This is a genomic window from Pelagimonas phthalicica, assembly GCF_004364805.1.
In the GTDB taxonomy this organism is placed as follows: domain Bacteria; phylum Pseudomonadota; class Alphaproteobacteria; order Rhodobacterales; family Rhodobacteraceae; genus Pelagimonas; species Pelagimonas phthalicica.
In genome coordinates this window covers 25,756-46,948 of sequence record NZ_SOAP01000003.1, presented here as the reverse complement: position 1 = coordinate 46,948, position 21,193 = coordinate 25,756, and the positions used below count along the sequence as shown (strand labels likewise).

The following is a 21,193-nucleotide window of genomic DNA, read 5'->3' as shown; positions in this document are numbered from 1 at the left end:
GGGCTTTTTTTGTATCTGTTCAAGCGAGCCTTAGGTGTCCAACTTTTCAGCAATTTGCTTGCGCACGTCTTCCATGGACCGCATGCCCTCAACACGGGCATAGGTGCCTTTGGCATAGTAGTAACCAACCAAGGGCGAGGTCATCTTGAAATAGGCCATCAGACGGGTGCGCAGCGACTCTTCGTTGTCATCTGCACGTACTGGCTGACCTGCGGCCTTGGCATCCGCTGCACGTTTCAGAATACGTCCAACCAGGGCGTCTTCGTCGACACGCAATTCGATGACAGCATCCAGGCTCTTACCCATTTCCTCAAGCAACTCACCCAGGGCGTCCGCTTGTTTCAATGTGCGCGGGAAACCGTCAAAGATGAAACCCGGCGCATCGGTGTTTTCCAGCTTTTCCCGGATCAGACCAATCACGATCTCATCGGTGACCAACTCACCACGATCCATGACTTCAGCCACGCGCTTGCCCATTTCGGTGCCGCTGCTCTTGGCCTCGCGCAGCATGTCACCAGTTGACAGCTGCACCATGCCACGATCTTCGACCAGGTATTGCGCTTGTGTTCCTTTACCCGCGCCTGGCGGCCCCAAAAGAATAATGTTCATCGACGTGCAGGTCCCTTCCGCTTACGGGCCTTACCTTTACCGCGTAGCTGCGATTTTTGGATAAGACCTTCGTATTGATGTGCTAGCAAATGAGACTGCACTTGTTGAATGGTGTCCATTGTCACACTTACGACAATAAGTACCGAAGTTCCGCCAAAGTAGAACGGAATTGCGAATTGGGCGCGCAGGATCTCTGGCAGCAGGCAGACGGCGGTCAGATAGAGCGAGCCCAGAACCAACAGGCGATTCACCACATATTCCAGGTATTTCGCGGTATTTGGCCCTGGCTTGATACCCGGAACAAAACCACCCTGATTCTTCAGGTTGTCCGACACGTCATCGGGTTTGAAGGAAACGTTGAACGTGTAGAAATACGCGAAAAAGATGATCATCGCGGCGAAGAAGGCCAGATACAGCGGCTGACCCGGCCCGAAATAGGCCAGAATCGTCGACATGATCGGCCCTGTATCATTGCCCGAGAAGGTGCTGATCGTCACCGGCAAGAGCAGCAATGAGCTGGCAAAGATCGCCGGGATAACGCCCGCAGGGTTCACCTTCAGCGGCAGGTGGCTGTTTTGCGCTTCGGTCATCTTCATCCCGACCTGACGGCGCGGATATTGAATGGTGATCTTGCGAAGCGCCCGCTCCATAAAGACCACGAAGGCGATCACAGCCACAACCATCACCATGACGCCAACCGTCACAGCCGGGCTGATGGCACCGGACTGACCCGAGGCAAAGAACTGCGCCAAAGCGGCGGGGACTTCGGCGATGATGCCGACAAAGATGATCAGCGAAATACCGTTGCCGATGCCGCGTGCGGTGATCTGCTCACCCAGCCACATCAGGAACATGGTGCCGCCCACAAGGGTGATCACACAAGCGGCCTGGAAATACAGGCCTGGATTGGTGGCCAGATCGCCAGCCTCAAGGCTTTTGGCAAGGCCATAGGCCTGGAAGGTCGCCAGCAAAACCGTACCGTAACGGGTGTACTGGTTGATCTTCTTGCGCCCTTGTTCGCCCTCTTTCTTCAGCTGTTCCAGCGCCGGCACCATGGCCGTCAACAACTGAACGATGATCGAGGCCGAGATATAGGGCATGATGCCAAGGGCAAAGATGCCCATTCGGCCCAAGGCCCCCCCGGTGAACATCGACACAATACCTGCGATCCCCTGCCCGGCTTCATCGACGAATTCCTGCAAGGCCGCGCCATCGATTCCCGGAACGGGAATAAAGGTGCCCAAGCGGTAAACAATCAAAAGACCAAGGGTAAAGAGGATGCGATTGCGCAGGTCGGTTGCTTTGCCCAGTGCCGCCCAGCTTGTATTGGCGGCCATTTGCTCTGCTGCAGATACCATGCGGATCTCTCTGTTAAGCAAACGCCGCCCTGAGCGTCTTCCGGCTCGGGCGGCGTTGATGGAAAACTAAAAAGGTATGTAAGCGGCCAAAGCGCCGCTCACAAGGCGTTTATTCCGCCGCTGCCGCATTCGTGACAGTCAGTGCGCCGCCTTTTGCCTCAACCGCCGCAACTGCAGACTTGGAAGCACCGGTGACTGCGATGGTCAGCGCGCCAGTTACGTCGCCTTTGGCCAGAACGCGGATACCGTCGAGCTTACGACGCACCAGACCGGAGGCAATCAGGCTGTCCTCAGTGATTGCGCCAGCTTCCAGCTTGCCTGCGTCAACGAATTTCTGGATCAGGCCCAGGTTAACAACAGCATATGCCTTGCGGTTTGGCTTGTTAAAGCCACGCTTAGGCAGACGCTGGTACAAAGGCATTTGGCCGCCTTCGTAGCCATTGATGGCCACACCCGAGCGCGATTTCTGACCTTTGATACCACGGCCACCGGTCTTACCTTTGCCGGAACCCGGGCCACGGCCAATGCGTTTCTTACGCTGGGTTGCGCCTTCGTTGTCGCGCAGTTCATGCAATTTCATGTCGCTTCTCCTTAGCCGGAACCTTCCCCGAAGCGATCTTGGGAAGAACACGGCGTTTCTTGATTGTTGTTCGTGCCAATGCAGCACTGATTCTGTGCGGCCTCAGGCCACCGGGCGCGTATAAACGCCAGATGCCGCCCGCGCAAGTCTTACATGGTAAGCCCGGCGCCAGACGGCATCTGTTTTGCTAGGCCGACGGCTTAGCGGTTCTGCTCGGCATTCAAATACTCGGTCCAAGACGGGCACGGGCCCTTATTCCAGGTTGCGCGGAGGGACGCAAAAAAGGCCCGGATGCGTGTCATGGTCGTCTTCCTATTCGTAAAGGCTCTGGATCAGAGCTTGGCTGCTGCATCTGCAGCAATGTTGTGGAAATCTGCGCGGCTCAGGCCCAGATCGTTGAGTTCGCGATCGTTCAAAGCGGACAGCTCGGTGAACACGCGGTTATAGGCGGCGCGGCGCTGCATCATGTCCTGAACGGAAGCGATCAGAGTGCGAACAGCGGCGAATGGTGCAAAAGTTGCGGGGGTTTGGGCGATATGTGCCATTGTATTGGGTCCTTTCGAGGGGCTCGGGCGTATTCCCGGAGCACTGGTTTCAATCTCATTTCCTCTCCCACCCCCGATATAAAAGAAGTGTTTCGCGCTAACAATTTCAGAAAAGTTGACCCCGCCATGCATTTTCTGCAACGCAGAAAATGTGTACTGGCTATGTCTCCCTGCTGTAACCCCGACACTCAGGCTAACTCTTTGAGAGCTTCCCCAAGCCTGGCTTTTAATTCGCGGGTGCCTCTCTCAAGCTGCTCGAAACCATTTTTGAGCGAGTTGCATTGCTCCTGATCCACATCTGCCCATTTTTTGAACTCTCCAGTCTGCTCGCGAAGTTCCCGAAACACATCCTTTAGGCATTGGTGGCCCCGGTAGTATTCTAGGAGATGTGGCTCGATGGCTCCAAAGTACCCTCGAATTATGTATTTAAGCTCCGCCATTTCACTACCTGGGTGCCGGGGAGCGTTAAACCACTCGTGAGGCTTGGGGCGATCGAGCGTTTTCAACCAATCGATACGATCTGAATGGGAGTCATAGATTTCTTGAGAAAGGAGAAATGCCCTTTCTAGCTTTTCGGATCTTTTCCGGCGCTTTTCTGCCTTTCCAGACAAGTAACGGATGAAAAGGGCGATGCCGCCGGCCAGACCACCGCCGATTATTGTTCCCAAAAAGCGCAAAAGTTCCGGTTCCAAGCTGCGAGCCTCTTCTGCAAGAAAAAATCTCTTTCTTCCAAAGTATATTTCACAACTCTTTCAAATAGGACAGTCGAGACTTAAACCAGCTTATCCTGAAGACCCGTCGCAATTGGCGACAACTCCCCACGCGCAATGGGCGCGACCAGAACAAACAGCCATTCGCCGTCCTGCCAGCGTACCACCGTCTCATCCTGCTCGGTATCATAGAGCTGCACTGACTGACCGGCCTCGTCCAGTTTGGTCATGAACAAGGTCATGCGCTGGCCTTGTGCGTTCTCATACATGTATTGCGCTGCGGCACGATCCTGAAAGGGCAGCATCCGGCCACCAACAAAGACCATGCCGTGATCGGTCAATTGAGGGACCGTCATTTCACGGCCCATACGTTTGCTCAGCCAGGTTTGCAGATGTTCGGTTTCGTTGGCCGCGACCTCAACCGCATGGCGATTCTCCGCGGTGAACATGCGATGCGCGGCCCAGGCGTCAAACACCGCTTGCTGCTCCAATGCGCTTGCTTGATTGCGCCATTCGCCAAATCCAAACCCGCCAGCAGCGCCAAAGGCAACCAACGCCAAAGCGGCGGCCATCTGCATCCAAGGGGGCTGAACACGCCGCGACGTGTTTGACACCATCAGGCTTTCCAAATGATCCTTCGACGGGGTCGGCACCATATCCCGCAGGGCCTCTTCTGTATCCGCCCAAGCCATAGCCATCTCCGCCAGTTCGGGATTGTTTTCCAGATCAACCTCAAATTCGCGGCTTTCTTCGGGCGTCATTTCACCGTCGAGATAGGCGCTGAGCCGCTCTTGATCATTTTCAAATCTGCTCATTTGACGCTCCTCAACTCTGGTTTCCTATGCTCGCGCACCTCACTTAAGCTCGCCCGCGCTCTGGCAACACGTGACAAAACTGTTCCAATTGGAACCCCCAGCACGTCTGACACCTCAGCATAGCTCAGCCCACCAAAAGCAACGAGCTGCAAGGCCTGCCTCTGCCCCTCTGGCAAGGAGTGCAACCGCTGTACAACCTCACGCAACTTGGCCCGGTCTTCCCATCGCGTATCCTCGGCCCCGCCGACATAATCCTCGACAAAGGCCACTTCGGCCACCTGCGCCCGGTACCTGTCGCGAAACAGGTTCAGAAGGATCGTCATCAGCCAAGGCTTTAAGCCCCGTGTCGAATCCCACTGCGACTTCTTGCGCAACGCGCGTTCGACACAATCCTGAACCAGGTCATCCGCCCGATAGCTATCCCGCGTCAGGGAGTAGGCATAGCGCCAAAGATGGGGCAGTGAGTCTTTCAGCTGAGTTTGAAATCGCGACATTTGCAAATGCACCTTTGGGTCAAAGCGGCCGACCCCAGGAGGTTTGGGATCGGCGGAACAGGTGCGCCCTACTAGGACAAGGGGGGTTTACGGGCGCGCAATATGCCAAACACCTTTGACACCATCCCCGGTGATGTCACCAGGTTTCTTGTCTTTGACCCACAGATAAAGTGGCTGATCGTTATACGCGACCTGCAGCGAACCGTTCTTGCGTGTGATCGTGGTGAAGCCATCACCAAGTTTCGCGTCGCTTTTCACCAACAGCGGTGGCCAGGCTTTGGCACATTGGCCATAGCAATTGGATTGCCCGGCCTTGTCTTTGTCGAATGTATACAGGGTCATGTCATGACCGTCGGTCAAAAAGCCCGCATCAGAGGTTTTGACCATGCCGGAATGGCCATCGGCGAACGCAGCGGTTGCGGCAACGGTCAGAGCGGCGGCGAGTGTTAAAAAGCGTGTCATGTTGTCTCCATCAATGTCCCCTGCAACATGCAGGTACAAAAGATACGGATGGCAGACGGGTTTATTCCCTCGGATGTGAAAAAAGTCTTGAAACGTCAGCAACAGCCCCATAAGCGACTGACAAAACGCGCATTAATCCAAACCATACCGGCAAAAAAGAACACCCGCTGGATCTCTCCAACGGGTGTGTCTTGTCTCAACCAAATTCCATTGATGGAATTTGCAAATTCCGTGAACGGAATTTAGTCGCGCTCTTCCACGATCTCGACCAGATGCGGGATCTTGCGGATCATGCCGCGAACCGAAGGTGTATCTTCCAGCTCACGGGTGCGGTTCATTTTGTTCAGACCCAGACCGATCAGGGTCTGGCGCTGAATGGCAGGGCGACGGATCGGGGAACCGATCTGCTTTACAACGATGGTCTTGGCCATGGATTAAGCCTCCTCGGTTGCAGCTTCTGCTGCAGGTGCTTCGTCACGCTTGGGCAGGATGTCAGCAACCTTTTTACCACGACGCTGAGCGACGTTGCGAGGCGACTGTTCTTTGCTCAGCCCGTTCAGGGTGGCGCGGATCATGTTGTAAGGGTTCTGCGAACCGATCGACTTGGCGACAACGTCCTGTACGCCCAGCATTTCGAACACAGCACGCATCGGACCACCGGCGATGATACCAGTACCGGTTGGCGCGGTGCGCATAACCACTTTACCGGCACCGTGACGGCCTTCGATGTCGTGGTGCAGGGTGCGGCCCTCTTTCAGAGGCACGCGCATCATCTGACGCTTGGCCTGCTCGGTCGCCTTGCGGATCGCCTCAGGCACCTCTTTGGCTTTACCTTTGCCAAAGCCAACGCGGCCTTTTTGGTCGCCAACAACAACCAGAGCGGCGAAGCCAAAGCGCTTACCACCTTTTACGGTTTTGGAAACGCGGTTGATCGCAACCAAGCGATCTGCAAATTCCGGTGTCTCATCACGATCACGGCCTTTGCCGCGACGGTTTTCACGTTCTGCCATGTGGCATCCCTTTATTCATATGGCGCTCTGGAAATCCAAAACCGCCGATTTTCTCAACCCAAGTGAACCGCGCGCGGCCCCCGGATCATCGAGACGTTTCCGTCTGCAAAATAAGGTGGGGAAGATCCCCACCCTACATCTCTTTGGGTAGGGTGGGGTTTGACCCCACCCGTCCCTTAGATCTTGAGGCCACCTTCACGCGCAGCGTCGGCCAGAGCCTTCACTTTGCCGTGGAACAGGAAGCCACCGCGGTCGAAGTACGCTTCTTCGACGCCAGCCGCTTTCGCGCGCTCGGCAATCGCAGAACCTACTTTGGTTGCGGCTTCGATGTTGTTCTTGCCCACAACACCCAGCGCTGGCTCGAGGGTCGAAGCAGCGGCCAAAGTGCGGCCGGCTACGTCGTCGATCAGCTGAACAGAGATGTTCTTGTTGGAGCGGTGAACCGAAAGGCGAACGCGACCCGCGTTGACCTTGCGAAGTTTGTTCCGAACGCGCAGGCGGCGTTTCTGAAACAGAACTCGTTTGCTGTTTGCCATATCCTGGTGTCCTTACTTCTTCTTGCCTTCTTTTTGGAAGATGTATTCGCCTTTGTAGCGGATACCCTTCCCTTTATAGGGCTCGGGGCGGCGCCAGTCGCGGATCTTGGCAGCCGTTTCACCCACAACCTGCTTTTCGTGACCTTCGATCACGATTTCAGTTGGTTTTGGGCAAGCGATGGTGATGCCTTCCGGGATGTCAAAATCGACATCATGGGAGTAACCGAGGTTCAGCTTCAGGACCTTGCCCTGAACAGCTGCACGGTAACCAACGCCGTGGATTTCGAGCTCTTTCTTGAAGGTGTTCTGAACACCGTGCACCATGTTTGCAACGATGGTGCGGGACATGCCCCATTGCTGACGCGCGCGCTTGGATTTGCCGCGTGGGTCAACTTTGACAACATTGTCCTCGACAGTGATCGTCACATCGTCAGTCGCGGTAAAGCTCTGGGTGCCTTTCGGGCCCTTCACTTCGATGGACTGACCAGAGACAGATGCCGACACGCCGGAGGGCAGCTCAACTGGTTTCTTACCAATACGAGACATATTCAGCCCTCCTTAGAAGACGGTGCAAAGCACTTCGCCGCCAACATTCTGGCTGCGAGCGTTTGCGTCCGACATCACACCTTTGGGTGTGGAGACAATCGAAACACCCAGGCCCTGACGAACCTGTGGGATTTCCTTGACGCCCATATAGACGCGACGACCGGGCTTAGAGACCCGCTTCAGTTCGCGAATAACAGGTTCGCCGTCGAAGTATTTCAGGCTGATTTCGAAGGTCGGGTGACCTGCGGAATCGGTGCCACCTTCGTAGCCACGGATGTAACCTTCGTCGGCCAGCACGTCCAGAACACGGGCACGCTGTTTCGACGCTGGGGTCATTACGGTGGATTTACCGCGCATCTGCGAGTTGCGGATACGGGTGAGCATATCGCCGATAGGATCGTTCATATCTTACTCTCCCTTACCAGCTGGATTTAACCATACCGGGCAGCATACCGGTCGAACCGAGTTCGCGCAGAGCGATACGGCTGATTTTCAGCTTGCGGTAATAGGCGTGTGGACGGCCGGTCAGCTGGCAACGGTTGTGCAAGCGGGTCGGCGACGAGTTGCGAGGCAGCTTTGCCAGTTTCAGACGCGCTTTGAAACGCTCTTCCATCGGCTTGCTTTCGTCGTTCGCGATTTCTTTCAGCTCTGCGCGCTTGGCGGCATAACGAGCCACCAGACGCTCACGCTTTTTCTCGCGTTCGATCATGGATTTCTTGGCCATGTCTATGCTTCCCCTTACGCGTTGAACGGCATGTTGAAATGCTTCAACAGCGCTTTGCCCTGCGCGTCGGCGGTGTGCTCGCCTTGATCCTGCGCAGTGGTGGTGATGATGATGTCCATGCCCCAGACTTCGTCGACTTTGTCGAAATCAATCTCAGGGAAGACGATGTGTTCCTTCAGGCCCATGGCAAAGTTGCCACGACCATCAAACGAAGGCTTCACACCACGGAAGTCACGAATGCGAGGCATCGCGATGGTGATCAGGCGATCCAGGAATTCGAACATACGGTCGCCACGCAGAGTGACTTTGGCACCGATGATCATGCCTTCACGCAGGCGGAACGGCGCGTGGCTGTTCTTGGCCTTGGTGCCGACTGCCTGCTGACCGGCGATCTTTGTCAGATCTTCGATGGCAGATTTGGCTTTCTTGGAGTCACGTACGGCTTCGGCACCACAGCCGATGTTCAGAACGATTTTTTCCAATGCAGGGATCTGCATGTCGTTCTTGTAACCGAATTCCTCTTTCATCGCAGCGCGGATGGTGTCGCGATACTGCGTCTTGAGGCGTGGGGTGTAGTTTTCAGCGTCAAGCATTAGATCACGTCTCCCGTGGTCTTGGCGAAACGAACCTTTTTGCCGTCTTCCATGCGGAAGCCAACGCGGGACGCTTTGCCGTTTGCATCAACGATTGCCAGGTTGGACAGCTGGATCGGCAGCGCCTTTGGCAGGCGGCCACCCTGAGCGGTCTGGCTCTGGCGTGTGTGGCGGATGGCGACATTGACGCCGTCAACGATGGCCTTACCCGCTTTGGGGTCGACCGACGTGATCTCACCGGTCTTGCCCTTGTCCTTACCGGCAAGAACGATGACCTTGTCACCTTTTTTCAGCTTGGCAGCCATCTTACAACACCTCCGGGGCGAGCGAGACGATCTTCATCATGCCTTTTGCACGCAGCTCACGCACAACTGGGCCGAAGATACGGGTGCCGACCGGCTCGTTGCTGTTGTTCAGGATAACAGCAGCGTTGCGGTCAAAGCGGATGGCGGTACCGTCTTCGCGACGGACCTCTTTGGCGGTGCGAACGACGACGGCCTTGCGAACGTCACCCTTTTTCACACGACCACGTGGAATGGCCTCTTTCACCGAGACGACGATGATATCGCCGACCGATGCGTAGCGGCGATGCGAGCCGCCGAGGACCTTGATGCACTGAACTTTCCGGGCACCGGAGTTGTCAGCAACATCCAGATTGGTCTGCATCTGGATCATATGGTTTCTCCCGACCTATGGGGGCTGTTCTCGTTAGCTCCCCCAGGGTTTCGACTAAATGCCGAAAGGCTCTGGCTTAGTCAGCCAGAACCTCCCAACGTTTCGTTTTCGACTTAGGTGCGCATTCGATGATGCGAACGCTATCGCCTACTGCGAACTTTTCCGCCTCATCATGAGCACGGTATTTCTTGGTGCGCTTCACGGTCTTTTGCATGACCGGGTGCTTAAAGCGGCGCTCGACCAGAACGGTAACGGTCTGGGTGTTGGCAGTGGAGGTCACGGTGCCGGTAAGGATACGCTTGGGCATGTGTTACGCCTCCGCTGCAGCAGCTGCTGCTTTTGCATTCAGAATGGTGTTCACGCGCGCAACGTCACGGCGAACCTGACGCATACGGGCGGTGTTTTCGAGCTGACCGGAGGCCTGCTGGAAGCGCAGGTTAAACGCTTCTTTCTTGAGCTGGACGAGCTCTTCCCGGAGTTGATCCGGGGTCTTGTCCATTAGTTCCTTGGCGTTCATCGCCTTTTCCTTTTCCAGTTCACCAGCAGGCCCCGATCAGTTGAGTCCGGGTCACCCAAAGCCTGGTGACGTTTCAGAACAAAAAACAAAACCGGTGCGCGAAAGGCGCACTGATTCCGTTTATTCGTGCATGAGGGCTGCCTATACGCCTCGCAAAAGATTCTGGCAAGGGGGTTTTGGCCGCTATTTGCGCCCGGGCGAAACTTCTTGGAAATTAACCGGTTTTCTCAGGAAAAACGAGCAGATTTGGTGAATTGGCGCGTCCGTGTTACGCTGTCACTCATGCGCTTGGCCGTTCTCATAACCCTCGCGCTGGTCGCATCGCCTTTGGCGGCGCAGGACCAAGCGGAAAAGCCCTGTTTTTGCCGGAGCAGCGACGGGGAAAAGGTGATGCTGGGCGATATCGCCTGCTTGCAGGTTGGATCAACCATGTTCATGGCCCGCTGCTCCATGTCCCTGAACGTTCTGACATGGCGCAAGGTGGCGGATGGCTGTCTGAGCTCGCAGATCAGCACGCCCAAGAAGCTGGTTGCGCTCTAACCCCCTGCCTAGGAATTGTACACATCTCGCGGAATCAAGGCCCTTGGGCCGCCGCGTGATCGCCGTCCCGCCCCCCGGGATGGCGATTTTATTAGCGGCTTGGTGAACACGGAGGTTGGAAGGTGCTTGGCTGGTATCAAGTGGCAGAAACCAGGGTGGGTTCGCCAACCCGCGGTACGACGATCACACGTCTCCGCAAACCGCTCAACGTTATATCCTTACCACTCCGGTGGTGCCATCAAGCGGCAACATCCCTGATGAAAGCTCTCATCCTCACCGTTCACAAAAACCGACGACATCAACCCATAGGCCGCATCAATCATCGTGCTGTGGCAAGTCTCTTTGCGCACGGCAATTAGCACCTCGATGCCGTCGCCCTTAGCGCGCAGCCCGTGATCAGTCAGATGTTCTGAGCCGGTGCGCAACACCCCGGCCACCAACGGATACCCGTCAGGTTCATAATTCTGGCGCAACTCACCCTTGCCGCCTTGGGTAAACCGGATCCCCCAGGGGCTTTCGCTGCCACCGCAATACATATGTGGCCAGTCCGGAAAATTCCCGCCCGGCACCGCCTCAAGGTAGCGCGCATAAAGCCAGCCCTGACCCGCCTCGCCATTATTGACCAAGGCCCATTTGCCGCTCGGGTCGAGCTGCAACACCTCTATATATGTCTCATCATGCGCACGCTCTGCGATGACCGGCGATTTCGACGTGGGCTTGGCCCGCACATTCAGCGTGTCATCCGAGGCCACACCGACAATATTATAAAGAGCGGGAAAATCCTGTGCCGCAGCAGGGCCTGCCAGGCACAGTGCCAAGGTCAAATATCGCAGCATCCGATCAGTTCCCCTGAATGGTGCAGCAGCCCGACAGCACTTCGACGCCATAACCACCAATAATCACCGTCCCCTCAAGACCAAAGAGATCATCCGACATACCGTCGGAACAAATCTCCTTGCTGAAATGGATGGCGATGTTTTCACCCGATCCGCGCCCCAGCATGGCATAGGGTTCCGGGCGGGCGGCAGCAGTGTGCAGGTTGCCCACGACAAAGCCGCGATCCGATCCTTCGGGCGTCGACAACACCGCCTCGCCGCCTTGGGCAATATCGAGTGACCAAAACGGCTCGGTGCCAAAACAGCCGATATTCTGCGCCTCGGGCATCGCCGTGCCATCCTGCATTGTCAGGAATTTCATCGAGGCCCAGCCCGACCCATCGGGCACATTCACGCGCCCCCAGCCATTGTCGATCTCGACCACTTCTATGTCTTGCGCGTTATAGGCCAGCGTTCCGATAATATTGGCCTGCGCCATGGGCCGCGTGCGCACGTTCAGCACATCATCCGAGGCCACTCCGGTGACGTCAAACAGTGCGGGCAGCTCTTCGGCATGCGCCAAGGAGGCGGTGGTCAGCAGGATGGCAAGCGCGCGGGTCAGCATGGGAAACTCCTTGATCAGTTGCCCAAAGCATACCCCAGACGCCCAAAGTCAAAAGTGCGGTATTCCTTACGAGGCCTTAGCGCCGCGCGCTCCACGAGGCAGAGGCATGTTTGCGGGTATAAAACTCGCCCATCAACCCGATCATGATCAGCACCAGCGACAGATAAAGCGCATATTCCGAGCTGGAATTGCGCGGATTGTAATCCAGAAAGGCATAGCCGCGTGACTGATCAATGCAGTGGAACAACGGGTTCCAGTCAAACATGACCAACATATAGGTCGGCAGGGTATTGGCCACGAACATCTTGCCCGAGGCGATCATATTGGCGCGCTGATAGACCGTTGAAATGATCCCGACCGGGGTCGGGAACCAGGGCTTGGCCGCCAGGAACACCATCCCGATCGCCGCGCCTGAAAACCAGGCCAACAGGATCATCGCCAGACAGCCTATCGGATCAAAGATTTCCAGCAGAACACCAGGGGCAAAGGCCACATCATAGACAAACAGGATCGCGACCAGCGACAGGACCTGAATATATAAGGTGCTGATCATGGCCGAAGCGATGGCAATCGCCGTGTTCATCGGCGCGTGCTGCATCATCGGGCTCGCCGGCCCCTCTGACCCGGCCACGGCCCCCAATGTCTTGGAATGGGTCATATACAGGAAGATGCCTGTCATGATGTAAATCATGAAATCGCCCCGCAGCGCCGCGCCGCGTAGCCCGAGGATCATGAACATCACGTAAAACGCCATGACAAAAACGATGGTCTGCAGCATGTTCATGAAAATCGCCATAAAGGCGTTGCCATGGGATTTGCGCACCGCTCTGACCGAATTGTGGTAAATCAATTCGGCGATGTAGATCGCTGACCCCAGACGGGATCTGGGTGATGTCACTTGAAACATACTGCTGCTCCGGTGCCGTGTTGGGTACGGTCCTGCTTGGGGGCCTGATTAATTTGGCATTCTTGCCGTTCTTGTTATTTGCCACCATAAGGCGCAAAGGCTTTCAAATCAATAAACCCGCAACCCGCGCGGGAAGGAGCATATCGTGGACTATTCCGAGCTGACCCAAGTGATCCGCAAACTGGCGCTCGAGGCCGGTGACAAGATCATGGAGATCTACAATGCCGATGACTTTGACGTGAAGGTCAAATCAGATGACAGCCCGGTCACCGAAGCAGACGAAGCCGCCGATGCGTTGATCTCGGCCGGGCTGCGCGCGGCCTTTCCTGACGTGGCCCTTGTGACCGAAGAACAGGCCGACAGCCACGATCTGGATGTCTCGACCTTTCTCATCGTCGATCCGCTGGACGGCACCAAGGAATTCATCAAACGCCGCGGCGATTTCACTGTGAACATCGCTCTGGTCGAAGACGGCACTCCAGTGCGCGGCGTGGTCTATGCCCCCGCCAAAGAGCGGATGTTCTACACCTTGGCGGATGGCTCCACCGTCGAGGAAATGGGCCCGTTCGACAAAGACACAGCGGGCGAGATCAAACCGATCCGCGTCTCTGACCCGGATAACAGCGCCCTGATGCTGGTGGCGTCGAAATCCCATCGCGATCAGGCGACCGAGGATTACATCGCCAAATATGCCACCAAAGATTCCAAAAGCGCTGGCTCGTCGCTGAAATTCTGCCTGGTCGCCACGGGCGAAGCCGATCTTTACCCGCGTGTTGGTCGCACCATGGAATGGGACACCGCCGCCGGTCAGGCGGTTCTGCATGGTGCCGGTGGCAAAGTCGTGCGCTTTGACGATCACACCCCGCTCACCTATGGCAAAGACGGGTTCGCCAACCCGTTCTTTATTGCCTATGCGCCGGGCGTTGAGCTGAAAAAGGCCTGAACCATGGGCGCGCCGGTCAGCGTCATTATCGTCAGCCGGGGGCGCCCCCGCGCACTGCATCGCTGCCTGACCGGCCTTGCCCAACTGGATTACGACCCGTTCGAAATCATCGTGGTTGCCTGCCCCGACGGGCAGGCCATCGCAGCAGCCCATCCGCAAGCAGAACACATCAAACTGATCGGGTTTGATGAGCCCAATATCTCCGCCGCGCGCAATCTGGGCATTGCTCAGGCCGCTGGTGAGATCATCGCCTTTATCGACGATGACGCGGTGCCAGAGCCGCTCTGGCTCCAGCACTTGACCCACCCTTTCAGCGATCCCGACATTTCGGCAACCGGCGGTTATGTCATTGGCCGCAATGGTATTTCCTTCCAATGGACGGCCCGCTCGGTTGATGCCCATGGCGTTGGTCACCCGATTGACCTGACCACCGATGCTCCGCAAACACCCACGCCCCCTGCTGGCCACGCGCTCAAGACCGAAGGCACCAATATGGCCTTTCGCAGCGATGTCCTGCGCGAAATGGGCGGGTTCGACCCCGGTTTTCAGTTTTACCTCGATGAAACCGACCTGAATATGCGCCTTGCCTTGGCCGGTCACAAAACCGCCATCGCGCCGCTTGCGCAGGTGCATCATGGGTTTGAGGAAAGCGATCACCGCCACGGCAACCGCGTCCCAAAGGATCTGACCCAGATCGGGGCCTCGCAACGGTTGTTCCTGCGCAAATATTGCCCCGAGGCTGAACAGGAACCGGCCTGGCACGCCTTTTGCAAAGACCAACGTCTGCGCCTGTTGCGGCTGGTCAAGGGGCGCAAGCTCAAACCCGATGGGTTGGCGGACCTGCTGCACGGCTTGCAAACAGGCGGCGACATGGGTCTGACGCGCGAGATCACGCGCTTGGCCTCGATCCAAACAGCACGCCCACCCTTCACCCCATTCAAGGGCCGCCCGGCCGCCCCGCGCCGCATCTTATCCGGTCGAATCTGGCAAGCCCCTCGCCTGCGACGCGAAGCAGCACAACTGGCCGCCCAAGGCAATATTGTCAGTCTTTACATATTCCTGCCCAGCCCCCGCTATCATACAGTGTCCTTCAAGGAAGATGGCTATTGGGAACAATTTGGCGGCCGATTTGGGCGCAGCACACGCTCACAACCTGTCTGGAAGTATTACCGCCTGTCCGAACGGGTCCGTCAGGAATACGCAAGAACTGCTGCAATCCGTGGTCAAATTTGAGACATATTCATCTGCTAGATATGAATTAAGCAACGAATTGGAAACAATCTTTGGATAATCGAGCTATCGTATCACAATTTGGTGGCTACCGCCGAATCCGCATGCGATAACGCGACTAAAGAAAAACGTCAGGAGCAGACCATGCGTAAGAAGGTCACGAAAGCTATTTTCCCGGTTGCGGGATTGGGTACACGCTTTCTTCCGGCAACCAAATCGGTCCCCAAGGAAATTATGACCCTGGTCGACCGCCCACTGGTGCAATACGCCATCGACGAGGCGCGCGCCGCCGGGATCAAGGAATTCATCTTTGTGACATCGCGCGGCAAGGGCGCGCTCGAAGATTACTTTGACCACGCGCCACAGCTGGAACAAGAGCTGCGCAAAAAGGGCAAGGATGATCTTCTCAACACCCTGAAAAGCACCAATATGGACTCGGGCGAGATTGCCTATATCCGCCAGCACCGCGCCCTTGGTCTGGGCCACGCGGTCTGGTGCGCCCGCCGCCTGATCCATAATGAACCCTTTGCCGTCATGCTGCCTGATGACGTGATCGCAGCCGAAAAACCCTGCTTGCAGCAGATGGTTGAGGCCTATGAGGAAACCGGCGGCAATATGGTCGCCGCGATGGAGGTGCCGGCGCATAAAACCTCCAGCTATGGTGTTCTTGATGTCGAAGAGGACATGGGCAGCATGGTCAAGGTCAAAGGCATGGTTGAAAAACCCAAGGCCGACGAAGCGCCATCCAACCTCGCCGTGATTGGCCGCTATATCCTGTCGCCCGACGTGTTCCGTCACCTGAACCAGATCAAATCCGGTGCCGGTGGTGAGATTCAGCTGACCGATGCCATCGCCCGCGAGATCGAGGATGGTGAGGGCGTCTATGGCTACCGCTTCCGTGGCCAGCGTTTTGACTGCGGTTCCAAAAGCGGCTTCTTGCAGGCCACCGTGGCCTTTGGCCTGTCCCGCGACGATCTGCGCGACGACCTTGAGGGCTACCTGACCGAGGTCATGTCGACCCGGAAAGCCGCAGAATAAGCGAGACTGACGTGTCACATGTACTGGTCACAGGCGGGGCGGGCTATATTGGCAGCCACGCCTGCAAGGCGTTGAAAGCAGCGGGTTTCACCCCCGTCACCTATGACAATCTCAGCACCGGTTGGCAGGATGCGGTGAAATTCGGGCCCTTCGAACAAGGTGACCTGTCTGACCGCGCCCGGCTCGACGCGGTGTTTGCCAAATGGCAGCCCATTGCCGTCATGCATTTCGCCGCGCTCAGCCAGGTGGGCGAGGCGATGGCCAAGCCCGGCCTGTACTGGCGCAACAATGTCGAAGGTTCGTTAACCTTGATCGAGGCGGCCGTTGCCGCGGGCTGTCTTGATTTCGTGTTCTCATCGACCTGCGCCACCTATGGCGAACATGACAATGTCGTGCTGGATGAAAACACCCCGCAGGAACCGCTCAACGCCTATGGCTCCTCCAAATTGGCCGTGGAAAACATCCTGCGCGATTTTGAGGCCGCTTTTGGACTGCGCAGCGTAATCTTTCGCTATTTCAACGTCGCGGGCGGTGACCCGGATGGCGAGGTTGGTGAATTCCACCGCCCCGAGACCCATCTGATCCCTGTGATGCTCGAAGCGGTGGATGGCAAACGCCCGGCCCTGACCGTGCATGGCACCGATTACGACACGCCCGACGGCACTTGCATTCGCGATTACGTGCATGTCTGCGATCTGGTCGACGCCCATGTTCTGGGCCTGCACTGGTTGCAAGAGGGCAAGGGCAGCCGCGTCTTTAACCTCGGCACCGGCAGCGGATTTTCCGTGCGTGAGGTCATTCAATCCGCTGGCACTGTCACCAATCTCCCTGTGCCATGCTCCGACGGGCCCCGCCGTGCCGGTGACGCGACCAAGCTGGTTTCGGGCTCGACCCGCGCCGGAGAAGAGCTGGGCTGGCAGCCCAAGCGCTCGACCATGCAACACATGATCGCCGACGCCTGGCATTGGCACAAGAATGGCCATTACGACGGCTAACCCTCCCGCCCGGCTGCTTGACCTGACACGGTTGATCAGCCGCGCCGGACGCCCCTTTACCGGGGTGGATCGCGTCGAATTTGCCTATCTGGATGCCCTGCTCGAGGCTGGTCCGCTGTATGGGTTGATCCGGTCTTCGCTCGGTTATGTGCTGCTGGATACCTCCGGCTGCCGCCAGCTGCGCGATAAAATCCACGCCAATTCATGGGGTGCCCCCGACCGGCTCAGCACGCTGAAACGCGGCATTGATCCCATCCGAGCCCGCGCGGAATCTGACCTGCGCCGGATGTGCATCGCCCGCTGTCTGCCCCTGCGCCTCAGCCGCATGTTGCGCAAGCATCTGCCGCGTGGCGTGCACTACATCAATACCGGCCATTCCAACCTGAGCGACCGTGTCCTCTCGGCCCTGCGCCTGATCGAGGCGCGGGTGGCGGTGATGATCCATGACACGATCCCGCTGGATTTCCAGGACTATCAACGCCCCGAAACCATTGCCCCTTTCGCGCATTTCCTGACCCGCGCCTGCACCCATGCGGACCTGATCCTGTGCAACTCACACCAGACGGAACAAGACATTGCCCGCCATGCCCCTGGCCCGCTGCCCCAAACGCTTGTCGCTCATCTTGGCGTCACCACGCCCACGACCGGCCAAGCGCCCAAGGGCCGATGGACCACCCCCTATTTCGTCGCCCTGGGCACCATAGAACCGCGCAAGAACCATCAGCTTTTGTTAGATATTTGGGTCGAAAACCCGCCCGGCGACCTGCTGATTTGCGGGCAACGCGGCTGGGAAAACCAAAAGGTGTTTGATCAACTCGATGCCAAGCCAGACCGGGTTTACGAGCTCAACACCCTGCCAGATGACCAGCTGTTTGCGCTGCTGAAATCCTCCGCCGGACTGTTGTTTCCCAGCTTTGCCGAAGGCTACGGCCTGCCCCCGATCGAGGCCGCGGCGCTTGGCGTGCCGGTCCTCTGTAACGATTTGCCCATTTACCGTGAAATCCTGGGAAATATTCCCGTTTACGCAGCGGTTTCTGACAGGTATCTTTGGTCAACAAAGATAAAGCAGATGGCTGAGACACATCAATCTGGTTTAGGTGGTACAAAATCGTTCGATCCTCCCTCTTGGGATGAACATTTCAAGACCGTCTTAACCTTGATCTGATAGCTCCCATCTAGAAATTGAGCTGGGGAACCAGCTTGGGTAAGGGCACTTAATTGGGCGCATGGCAGTCATACCGGCTTCGGATTCAGCGCAAGCGCTGGCGCATTCGTGCGTTCCGCAAACGTCGGGAATTGCGCCCTGTTGCCAATCGCACCTCGGACATTGCGCCATCTGACATCCTGCTGTTTTCCACCCAGCGCAATGAGGGCGTGCGCCTGCCATGGTTCCTGAAATACTATCGCGACATGGGGGTGAACCACTTTTTCTTTGTCGACAATGACAGCACAGATGGCTCGCTCGACTATCTCGCCAAACAGCCCGATGTTTCGGTCTGGACCACGCAGGCCAGCTATAAACGCTCGCGCTTCGGGGTGGATTGGCTGAATTGGCTGGCGCTGAAATATGCCCATGATCACTGGGCTTTGACCGTCGACCCGGATGAACTGTTCCTCTATCCCTTCTGCGACACGCGGCCCTTGCGCGCCCTGACCGATTGGCTTGATGCCTCCTCGATCAAAAGCTTCAGCGCCATGTTGCTGGACATGTACCCCAAGGGGCGCATCGACGCACAGCCCTACCGCGCCGGTCAGGACCCGATGGAAATTGCCTCTTGGTTCGACAGTGGCAATTACACCGTTCAAAAGAACCCGCAATTCGGCAATCTCTGGATCCAGGGGGGGCCGCGCGCGCGCATGTTCTTTCAGGACAAGCCCGAGCTGGCCCCGGCCCTGAACAAAATCCCGCTGGTGAAATGGAACCGCCAATACGCCTATGTCAGCTCGACCCATAACCTGCTGCCACGTGGGTTGAACCAGGTCTATGATGAATGGGGCGGTGAAAAGGCCAGCGGCATCCTGCTCCATACCAAATTCCTCGACACCTTTGCCGCCAAGGCTGAGGAAGAGCTGAAGCGCAATCAGCATTACGGGGCCAGCCGCGAATATATCGCCTATGCCGAGGGCGTGCGCGACAATCCCGATCTGTGGTGCAAATGGTCGGAAAAATACATCAACTGGCGCCAGCTTGAGATTTTGGGCCTGATGTCCAAGGGGAACTGGGCATGAGCGTCGGGATTGTCATGCTGGTGCATACCGCACTGGATCGCGCCGAAGAGGTCGCCCGCCATTGGACACGCGGCGGCTGCCCGGTTGTGATCCATGTGGACAAGATCGTGTCGAACCAGACCTATGAGGCGTTTCAAAACCGCCTGTCTGACGACCCCATGGTGTTGTTCTCCAAACGTCACCGCTGTGAATGGGGCACATGGGGTCTGGTCGCTGCGTCGCAGGATGCCTCTGAGCTGCTGCTTGAGAAATTCCAGGAGGTGCGGCATGTCTACCTCTCCTCCGGCTCTTGCCTTCCGCTGCGCCCGGTCGAAGAGCTGGTCGATTACCTCGCCCAACGCCCCCGCACCGATTTCATCGAAAGCGCCACCACCGCCGATGTGCCCTGGACCGTGGGCGGGCTGGATCAGGAACGCTTTACCATGCGGTTTCCGTTCAGCTGGCGCAACAACCGCTATCTCTTTGACAAGCTTGTAGAAATTCAACGCCTTATCGGTTACCGCCGCCGCATTCCGCACGGGTTGGTACCCCATATGGGCAGCCAATGGTGGTGCCTGACCCGCCAGACCCTGACCGCGATCCTGCAGGATCCGGAACGCGCGCGGTTTGACCAGTATTTCCGCCATGTCTGGATCCCGGATGAGAGCTATTTCCAGACCCTGGCGCGGCTTTATTCCACCAATATCGAAAGCCGCTCTTTGACCCTGTCCAAGTTCGACTTTCAGGGCAAACCACATATTTTCTACGACGATCACCTGCAATTGCTGCGCCGATCCGACTGTTTTGTGGCGCGCAAGATCTGGCCACATGCCGGGCGGCTTTATGATGCGTTTCTGACCGATCCCAACCGCGCCATGTCGCAGCAGGAGCCCAATCCGGGCAAGATTGACCGCATCTTTGCCAAGGCGGTTGATCGCCGGACCCGTGGCCGCCCTGGCCTGTTCATGCAAAGCCGCTTTCCCAATCATGGCTGGGAAAACGGCGTGACCGCCGGGCGCTATTCGGTGTTTCAGGGCTTTACCGAGCTGTTTCACGATTTCGAAAACTGGCTCAGCCGCGCCACCGGTGCGCAGGTGCATGGCCATCTTTATGGCCCCGACCGGGCTGAATTTTCCGGCGGGCAAAACGTGATCAACGGCGCACTCAGCGACAATGCCAATTTGCGCGACGCCAATCCGCGCGCCTTTCTGACCAACCTGCTTTGGAACACCCGCGGCGAACGCCAATGTTTCCAATATGGCCCCCATGACAACCCCAAGATAAATTGGCACATGTCGCGCGATCCCAATGCGCAAATCAGCGTGATTTCAGGGGCTTGGGCCGTTCCTCTGTTCAAATCGAACAAGAATTTCGCCGAAATCCGGGCCGAGGCAGCGGCGCTGCAAAAGATCGAAAGCAAGATGCTGGATGAACTGCGCAACCCCGATGTCAAAGCCCGCGTGCGCATCTGGACCATGGCCGAATTTATCGAGGCCCCTATGGAACCGCTGCAGGTGATCATCGACGAAATCGGCCAGAAAAGCTTGCGGCGTTTGGCCGAAGCCCCACGTCTTGAGGATCTGTCCGGCTTTGGCCAGTTCCTGCAAAACCTGAAAAACCAGGGGATGCACCCCTATCTCATGGGCGATTTCCCCGTCGATCCCGCGCCGCGCAACCTGCCCGGCGGTCACCGCAAACCTTACCTGATCAAGAAATAG

The 21,193-nt window shown here is 57.1% G+C and carries 30 protein-coding genes; 8 read left to right on the top strand and 22 right to left on the bottom strand.

Annotated elements, in window-relative coordinates:
* Positions 1-30: 30 nt before the first annotated feature.
* The 19 genes from CLV87_RS18325 to rpmC all read right to left on the bottom strand — a co-directional run bounded on the left by CLV87_RS18325 (position 31) and on the right by rpmC (position 10,174).
* Positions 31-609, bottom strand: a complete 579-nt coding sequence (locus CLV87_RS18325) for an adenylate kinase (protein ID WP_099248474.1) — start codon at positions 607-609, stop codon at positions 31-33.
* Positions 606-1,967, bottom strand: a complete 1,362-nt coding sequence (gene secY, locus CLV87_RS18320; protein ID WP_099248472.1) for a preprotein translocase subunit SecY — start codon at positions 1,965-1,967, stop codon at positions 606-608. The genes CLV87_RS18325 and secY overlap by 4 nt, the downstream gene beginning before the upstream one ends.
* A 109-nt stretch (positions 1,968-2,076) precedes the next feature.
* Complete coding sequence (gene rplO, locus CLV87_RS18315) at positions 2,077-2,547, bottom strand: 50S ribosomal protein L15 (protein ID WP_099248470.1); 471 nt, start codon at positions 2,545-2,547, stop codon at positions 2,077-2,079.
* A gap of 332 nt (positions 2,548-2,879) precedes the next feature.
* Positions 2,880-3,092 carry a DUF1127 domain-containing protein gene (locus CLV87_RS24210; protein ID WP_235871990.1) on the bottom strand — a complete coding sequence of 71 codons (213 nt, stop codon included), beginning with the start codon at positions 3,090-3,092 and terminating at the stop codon, positions 2,880-2,882.
* Positions 3,093-3,280: 188 nt separating this feature from the next.
* Positions 3,281-3,784, bottom strand: a complete 504-nt coding sequence (locus CLV87_RS18305) for a hypothetical protein (RefSeq protein WP_099248468.1) — start codon at positions 3,782-3,784, stop codon at positions 3,281-3,283.
* 80 nt (positions 3,785-3,864) lie between these two features.
* Positions 3,865-4,617, bottom strand: coding sequence for an anti-sigma factor family protein (locus CLV87_RS18300; RefSeq protein ID WP_099248466.1), 753 nt, complete (start codon positions 4,615-4,617; stop codon positions 3,865-3,867).
* Positions 4,614-5,111, bottom strand: a complete 498-nt coding sequence (locus tag CLV87_RS18295) for a sigma-70 family RNA polymerase sigma factor (RefSeq protein WP_099248464.1) — start codon at positions 5,109-5,111, stop codon at positions 4,614-4,616. The genes CLV87_RS18300 and CLV87_RS18295 overlap by 4 nt, the downstream gene beginning before the upstream one ends.
* A gap of 87 nt (positions 5,112-5,198) precedes the next feature.
* Positions 5,199-5,573: a COG4315 family predicted lipoprotein gene (locus CLV87_RS18290; protein ID WP_099249307.1), complete on the bottom strand. Its 375-nt coding sequence runs from the start codon at positions 5,571-5,573 to the stop codon at positions 5,199-5,201.
* Positions 5,574-5,815: 242 nt separating this feature from the next.
* Complete coding sequence (rpmD, locus tag CLV87_RS18285) at positions 5,816-6,004, bottom strand: 50S ribosomal protein L30 (protein ID WP_099248462.1); 189 nt, start codon at positions 6,002-6,004, stop codon at positions 5,816-5,818.
* A 3-nt stretch (positions 6,005-6,007) separates the two neighbouring features.
* Entirely contained in the window at positions 6,008-6,583 is a 576-nt protein-coding gene (gene rpsE / locus CLV87_RS18280) for a 30S ribosomal protein S5 (RefSeq protein ID WP_099248460.1), read from the bottom strand.
* 176 nt (positions 6,584-6,759) lie between these two features.
* Positions 6,760-7,119, bottom strand: coding sequence for a 50S ribosomal protein L18 (gene rplR, locus CLV87_RS18275; protein WP_099248458.1), 360 nt, complete (start codon positions 7,117-7,119; stop codon positions 6,760-6,762).
* Positions 7,120-7,131: 12 nt separating this feature from the next.
* Positions 7,132-7,665 carry a 50S ribosomal protein L6 gene (gene rplF / locus CLV87_RS18270; protein WP_099248456.1) on the bottom strand — a complete coding sequence of 178 codons (534 nt, stop codon included), beginning with the start codon at positions 7,663-7,665 and terminating at the stop codon, positions 7,132-7,134.
* Between the two features lie 12 nt (positions 7,666-7,677).
* The gene (gene rpsH, locus CLV87_RS18265) at positions 7,678-8,070 is read right to left on the bottom strand and encodes a 30S ribosomal protein S8 (RefSeq protein ID WP_099248454.1); all 393 of its coding nucleotides are present in this window, start codon (positions 8,068-8,070) and stop codon (positions 7,678-7,680) included.
* Between the two features lie 13 nt (positions 8,071-8,083).
* On the bottom strand, positions 8,084-8,389 hold the full coding sequence (gene rpsN, locus CLV87_RS18260; RefSeq protein WP_099248453.1) for a 30S ribosomal protein S14: 306 nt from the start codon (positions 8,387-8,389) through the stop codon (positions 8,084-8,086).
* A gap of 14 nt (positions 8,390-8,403) precedes the next feature.
* On the bottom strand, positions 8,404-8,982 hold the full coding sequence (rplE, locus tag CLV87_RS18255) for a 50S ribosomal protein L5 (RefSeq protein ID WP_099248452.1): 579 nt from the start codon (positions 8,980-8,982) through the stop codon (positions 8,404-8,406).
* Positions 8,982-9,287 (bottom strand): 50S ribosomal protein L24, encoded by a 306-nt coding sequence (gene rplX, locus CLV87_RS18250; RefSeq protein WP_099248451.1) that lies wholly within the window; start codon positions 9,285-9,287, stop codon positions 8,982-8,984. The genes rplE and rplX overlap by 1 nt, the downstream gene beginning before the upstream one ends.
* A gap of 1 nt (position 9,288) precedes the next feature.
* Complete coding sequence (rplN, locus tag CLV87_RS18245) at positions 9,289-9,657, bottom strand: 50S ribosomal protein L14 (protein ID WP_099248450.1); 369 nt, start codon at positions 9,655-9,657, stop codon at positions 9,289-9,291.
* A 76-nt stretch (positions 9,658-9,733) separates the two neighbouring features.
* Positions 9,734-9,964, bottom strand: coding sequence for a 30S ribosomal protein S17 (rpsQ, locus tag CLV87_RS18240; protein WP_099248449.1), 231 nt, complete (start codon positions 9,962-9,964; stop codon positions 9,734-9,736).
* Positions 9,965-9,967: 3 nt separating this feature from the next.
* Positions 9,968-10,174, bottom strand: a complete 207-nt coding sequence (gene rpmC / locus CLV87_RS18235) for a 50S ribosomal protein L29 (protein WP_099248448.1) — start codon at positions 10,172-10,174, stop codon at positions 9,968-9,970.
* 249 nt (positions 10,175-10,423) lie between these two features.
* On the opposite strand from rpmC, the gene CLV87_RS18230 reads away from it, so the two are divergent.
* Positions 10,424-10,714, top strand: coding sequence for a hypothetical protein (locus CLV87_RS18230; protein WP_133840843.1), 291 nt, complete (start codon positions 10,424-10,426; stop codon positions 10,712-10,714).
* A 218-nt stretch (positions 10,715-10,932) separates the two neighbouring features.
* Here CLV87_RS18230 and CLV87_RS18225 read toward each other — a convergent pair whose 3' ends face one another.
* The 3 genes from CLV87_RS18225 to CLV87_RS18215 form a co-directional block, all read right to left on the bottom strand.
* Entirely contained in the window at positions 10,933-11,550 is a 618-nt protein-coding gene (locus CLV87_RS18225; protein ID WP_099248446.1) for an SH3 domain-containing protein, read from the bottom strand.
* 4 nt (positions 11,551-11,554) lie between these two features.
* Positions 11,555-12,154, bottom strand: coding sequence for a COG3650 family protein (locus CLV87_RS18220; protein ID WP_099248445.1), 600 nt, complete (start codon positions 12,152-12,154; stop codon positions 11,555-11,557).
* A 76-nt stretch (positions 12,155-12,230) separates the two neighbouring features.
* A complete protein-coding gene (locus CLV87_RS18215) occupies positions 12,231-13,061 on the bottom strand; it encodes an ABC transporter permease (protein ID WP_099248444.1) in 831 nt (276 codons plus the stop codon).
* A 145-nt stretch (positions 13,062-13,206) separates the two neighbouring features.
* Between CLV87_RS18215 and cysQ the strand changes: the two genes are divergently transcribed.
* The 7 genes from cysQ (at position 13,207) to CLV87_RS18180 (ending at position 21,193) form a co-directional block, all read left to right on the top strand.
* Complete coding sequence (gene cysQ, locus CLV87_RS18210) at positions 13,207-14,004, top strand: 3'(2'),5'-bisphosphate nucleotidase CysQ (RefSeq protein WP_099248443.1); 798 nt, start codon at positions 13,207-13,209, stop codon at positions 14,002-14,004.
* A gap of 3 nt (positions 14,005-14,007) precedes the next feature.
* Positions 14,008-15,237, top strand: a complete 1,230-nt coding sequence (locus CLV87_RS18205) for a glycosyltransferase family 2 protein (protein WP_099248442.1) — start codon at positions 14,008-14,010, stop codon at positions 15,235-15,237.
* A gap of 141 nt (positions 15,238-15,378) precedes the next feature.
* The gene (gene galU, locus CLV87_RS18200; protein WP_099249305.1) at positions 15,379-16,272 is read left to right on the top strand and encodes a UTP--glucose-1-phosphate uridylyltransferase GalU; all 894 of its coding nucleotides are present in this window, start codon (positions 15,379-15,381) and stop codon (positions 16,270-16,272) included.
* An 11-nt stretch (positions 16,273-16,283) separates the two neighbouring features.
* The gene (galE, locus tag CLV87_RS18195) at positions 16,284-17,267 is read left to right on the top strand and encodes a UDP-glucose 4-epimerase GalE (RefSeq protein WP_099248441.1); all 984 of its coding nucleotides are present in this window, start codon (positions 16,284-16,286) and stop codon (positions 17,265-17,267) included.
* Positions 17,248-18,432 carry a glycosyltransferase family 4 protein gene (locus CLV87_RS18190; RefSeq protein ID WP_099248439.1) on the top strand — a complete coding sequence of 395 codons (1,185 nt, stop codon included), beginning with the start codon at positions 17,248-17,250 and terminating at the stop codon, positions 18,430-18,432. Before galE ends, CLV87_RS18190 begins: the two co-directional genes overlap by 20 nt.
* Positions 18,433-18,485: 53 nt before the next feature.
* Positions 18,486-19,496, top strand: coding sequence for a glycosyltransferase family 2 protein (locus tag CLV87_RS18185; protein WP_099248437.1), 1,011 nt, complete (start codon positions 18,486-18,488; stop codon positions 19,494-19,496).
* Positions 19,493-21,193, top strand: coding sequence for a DUF5927 domain-containing protein (locus CLV87_RS18180; RefSeq protein WP_099248435.1), 1,701 nt, complete (start codon positions 19,493-19,495; stop codon positions 21,191-21,193). The genes CLV87_RS18185 and CLV87_RS18180 overlap by 4 nt, the downstream gene beginning before the upstream one ends.

Coding starts and splice junctions, on each gene's coding strand:
- CLV87_RS18325 (WP_099248474.1), bottom strand. CDS start 609: ATGAACATTATTCTTTTGGGGCCGCCAGGCGCGGGTAAAGGAACACAA.
- secY (WP_099248472.1), bottom strand. CDS start 1,967: ATGGTATCTGCAGCAGAGCAAATGGCCGCCAATACAAGCTGGGCGGCA.
- rplO (WP_099248470.1), bottom strand. CDS start 2,547: ATGAAATTGCATGAACTGCGCGACAACGAAGGCGCAACCCAGCGTAAG.
- CLV87_RS24210 (WP_235871990.1), bottom strand. CDS start 3,092: ATGGCACATATCGCCCAAACCCCCGCAACTTTTGCACCATTCGCCGCT.
- CLV87_RS18300 (WP_099248466.1), bottom strand. CDS start 4,617: ATGAGCAGATTTGAAAATGATCAAGAGCGGCTCAGCGCCTATCTCGAC.
- CLV87_RS18295 (WP_099248464.1), bottom strand. CDS start 5,111: ATGTCGCGATTTCAAACTCAGCTGAAAGACTCACTGCCCCATCTTTGG.
- CLV87_RS18290 (WP_099249307.1), bottom strand. CDS start 5,573: ATGACACGCTTTTTAACACTCGCCGCCGCTCTGACCGTTGCCGCAACC.
- rpmD (WP_099248462.1), bottom strand. CDS start 6,004: ATGGCCAAGACCATCGTTGTAAAGCAGATCGGTTCCCCGATCCGTCGC.
- rpsE (WP_099248460.1), bottom strand. CDS start 6,583: ATGGCAGAACGTGAAAACCGTCGCGGCAAAGGCCGTGATCGTGATGAG.
- rplR (WP_099248458.1), bottom strand. CDS start 7,119: ATGGCAAACAGCAAACGAGTTCTGTTTCAGAAACGCCGCCTGCGCGTT.
- rplF (WP_099248456.1), bottom strand. CDS start 7,665: ATGTCTCGTATTGGTAAGAAACCAGTTGAGCTGCCCTCCGGCGTGTCG.
- rpsH (WP_099248454.1), bottom strand. CDS start 8,070: ATGAACGATCCTATCGGCGATATGCTCACCCGTATCCGCAACTCGCAG.
- rpsN (WP_099248453.1), bottom strand. CDS start 8,389: ATGGCCAAGAAATCCATGATCGAACGCGAGAAAAAGCGTGAGCGTCTG.
- rplE (WP_099248452.1), bottom strand. CDS start 8,982: ATGCTTGACGCTGAAAACTACACCCCACGCCTCAAGACGCAGTATCGC.
- rplX (WP_099248451.1), bottom strand. CDS start 9,287: ATGGCTGCCAAGCTGAAAAAAGGTGACAAGGTCATCGTTCTTGCCGGT.
- rplN (WP_099248450.1), bottom strand. CDS start 9,657: ATGATCCAGATGCAGACCAATCTGGATGTTGCTGACAACTCCGGTGCC.
- rpsQ (WP_099248449.1), bottom strand. CDS start 9,964: ATGCCCAAGCGTATCCTTACCGGCACCGTGACCTCCACTGCCAACACC.
- rpmC (WP_099248448.1), bottom strand. CDS start 10,174: ATGAACGCCAAGGAACTAATGGACAAGACCCCGGATCAACTCCGGGAA.
- CLV87_RS18225 (WP_099248446.1), bottom strand. CDS start 11,550: ATGCTGCGATATTTGACCTTGGCACTGTGCCTGGCAGGCCCTGCTGCG.
- CLV87_RS18220 (WP_099248445.1), bottom strand. CDS start 12,154: ATGCTGACCCGCGCGCTTGCCATCCTGCTGACCACCGCCTCCTTGGCG.
- CLV87_RS18215 (WP_099248444.1), bottom strand. CDS start 13,061: ATGTTTCAAGTGACATCACCCAGATCCCGTCTGGGGTCAGCGATCTAC.
- CLV87_RS18205 (WP_099248442.1), top strand. CDS start 14,008: ATGGGCGCGCCGGTCAGCGTCATTATCGTCAGCCGGGGGCGCCCCCGC.
- galU (WP_099249305.1), top strand. CDS start 15,379: ATGCGTAAGAAGGTCACGAAAGCTATTTTCCCGGTTGCGGGATTGGGT.
- CLV87_RS18190 (WP_099248439.1), top strand. CDS start 17,248: ATGGCCATTACGACGGCTAACCCTCCCGCCCGGCTGCTTGACCTGACA.
- CLV87_RS18180 (WP_099248435.1), top strand. CDS start 19,493: ATGAGCGTCGGGATTGTCATGCTGGTGCATACCGCACTGGATCGCGCC.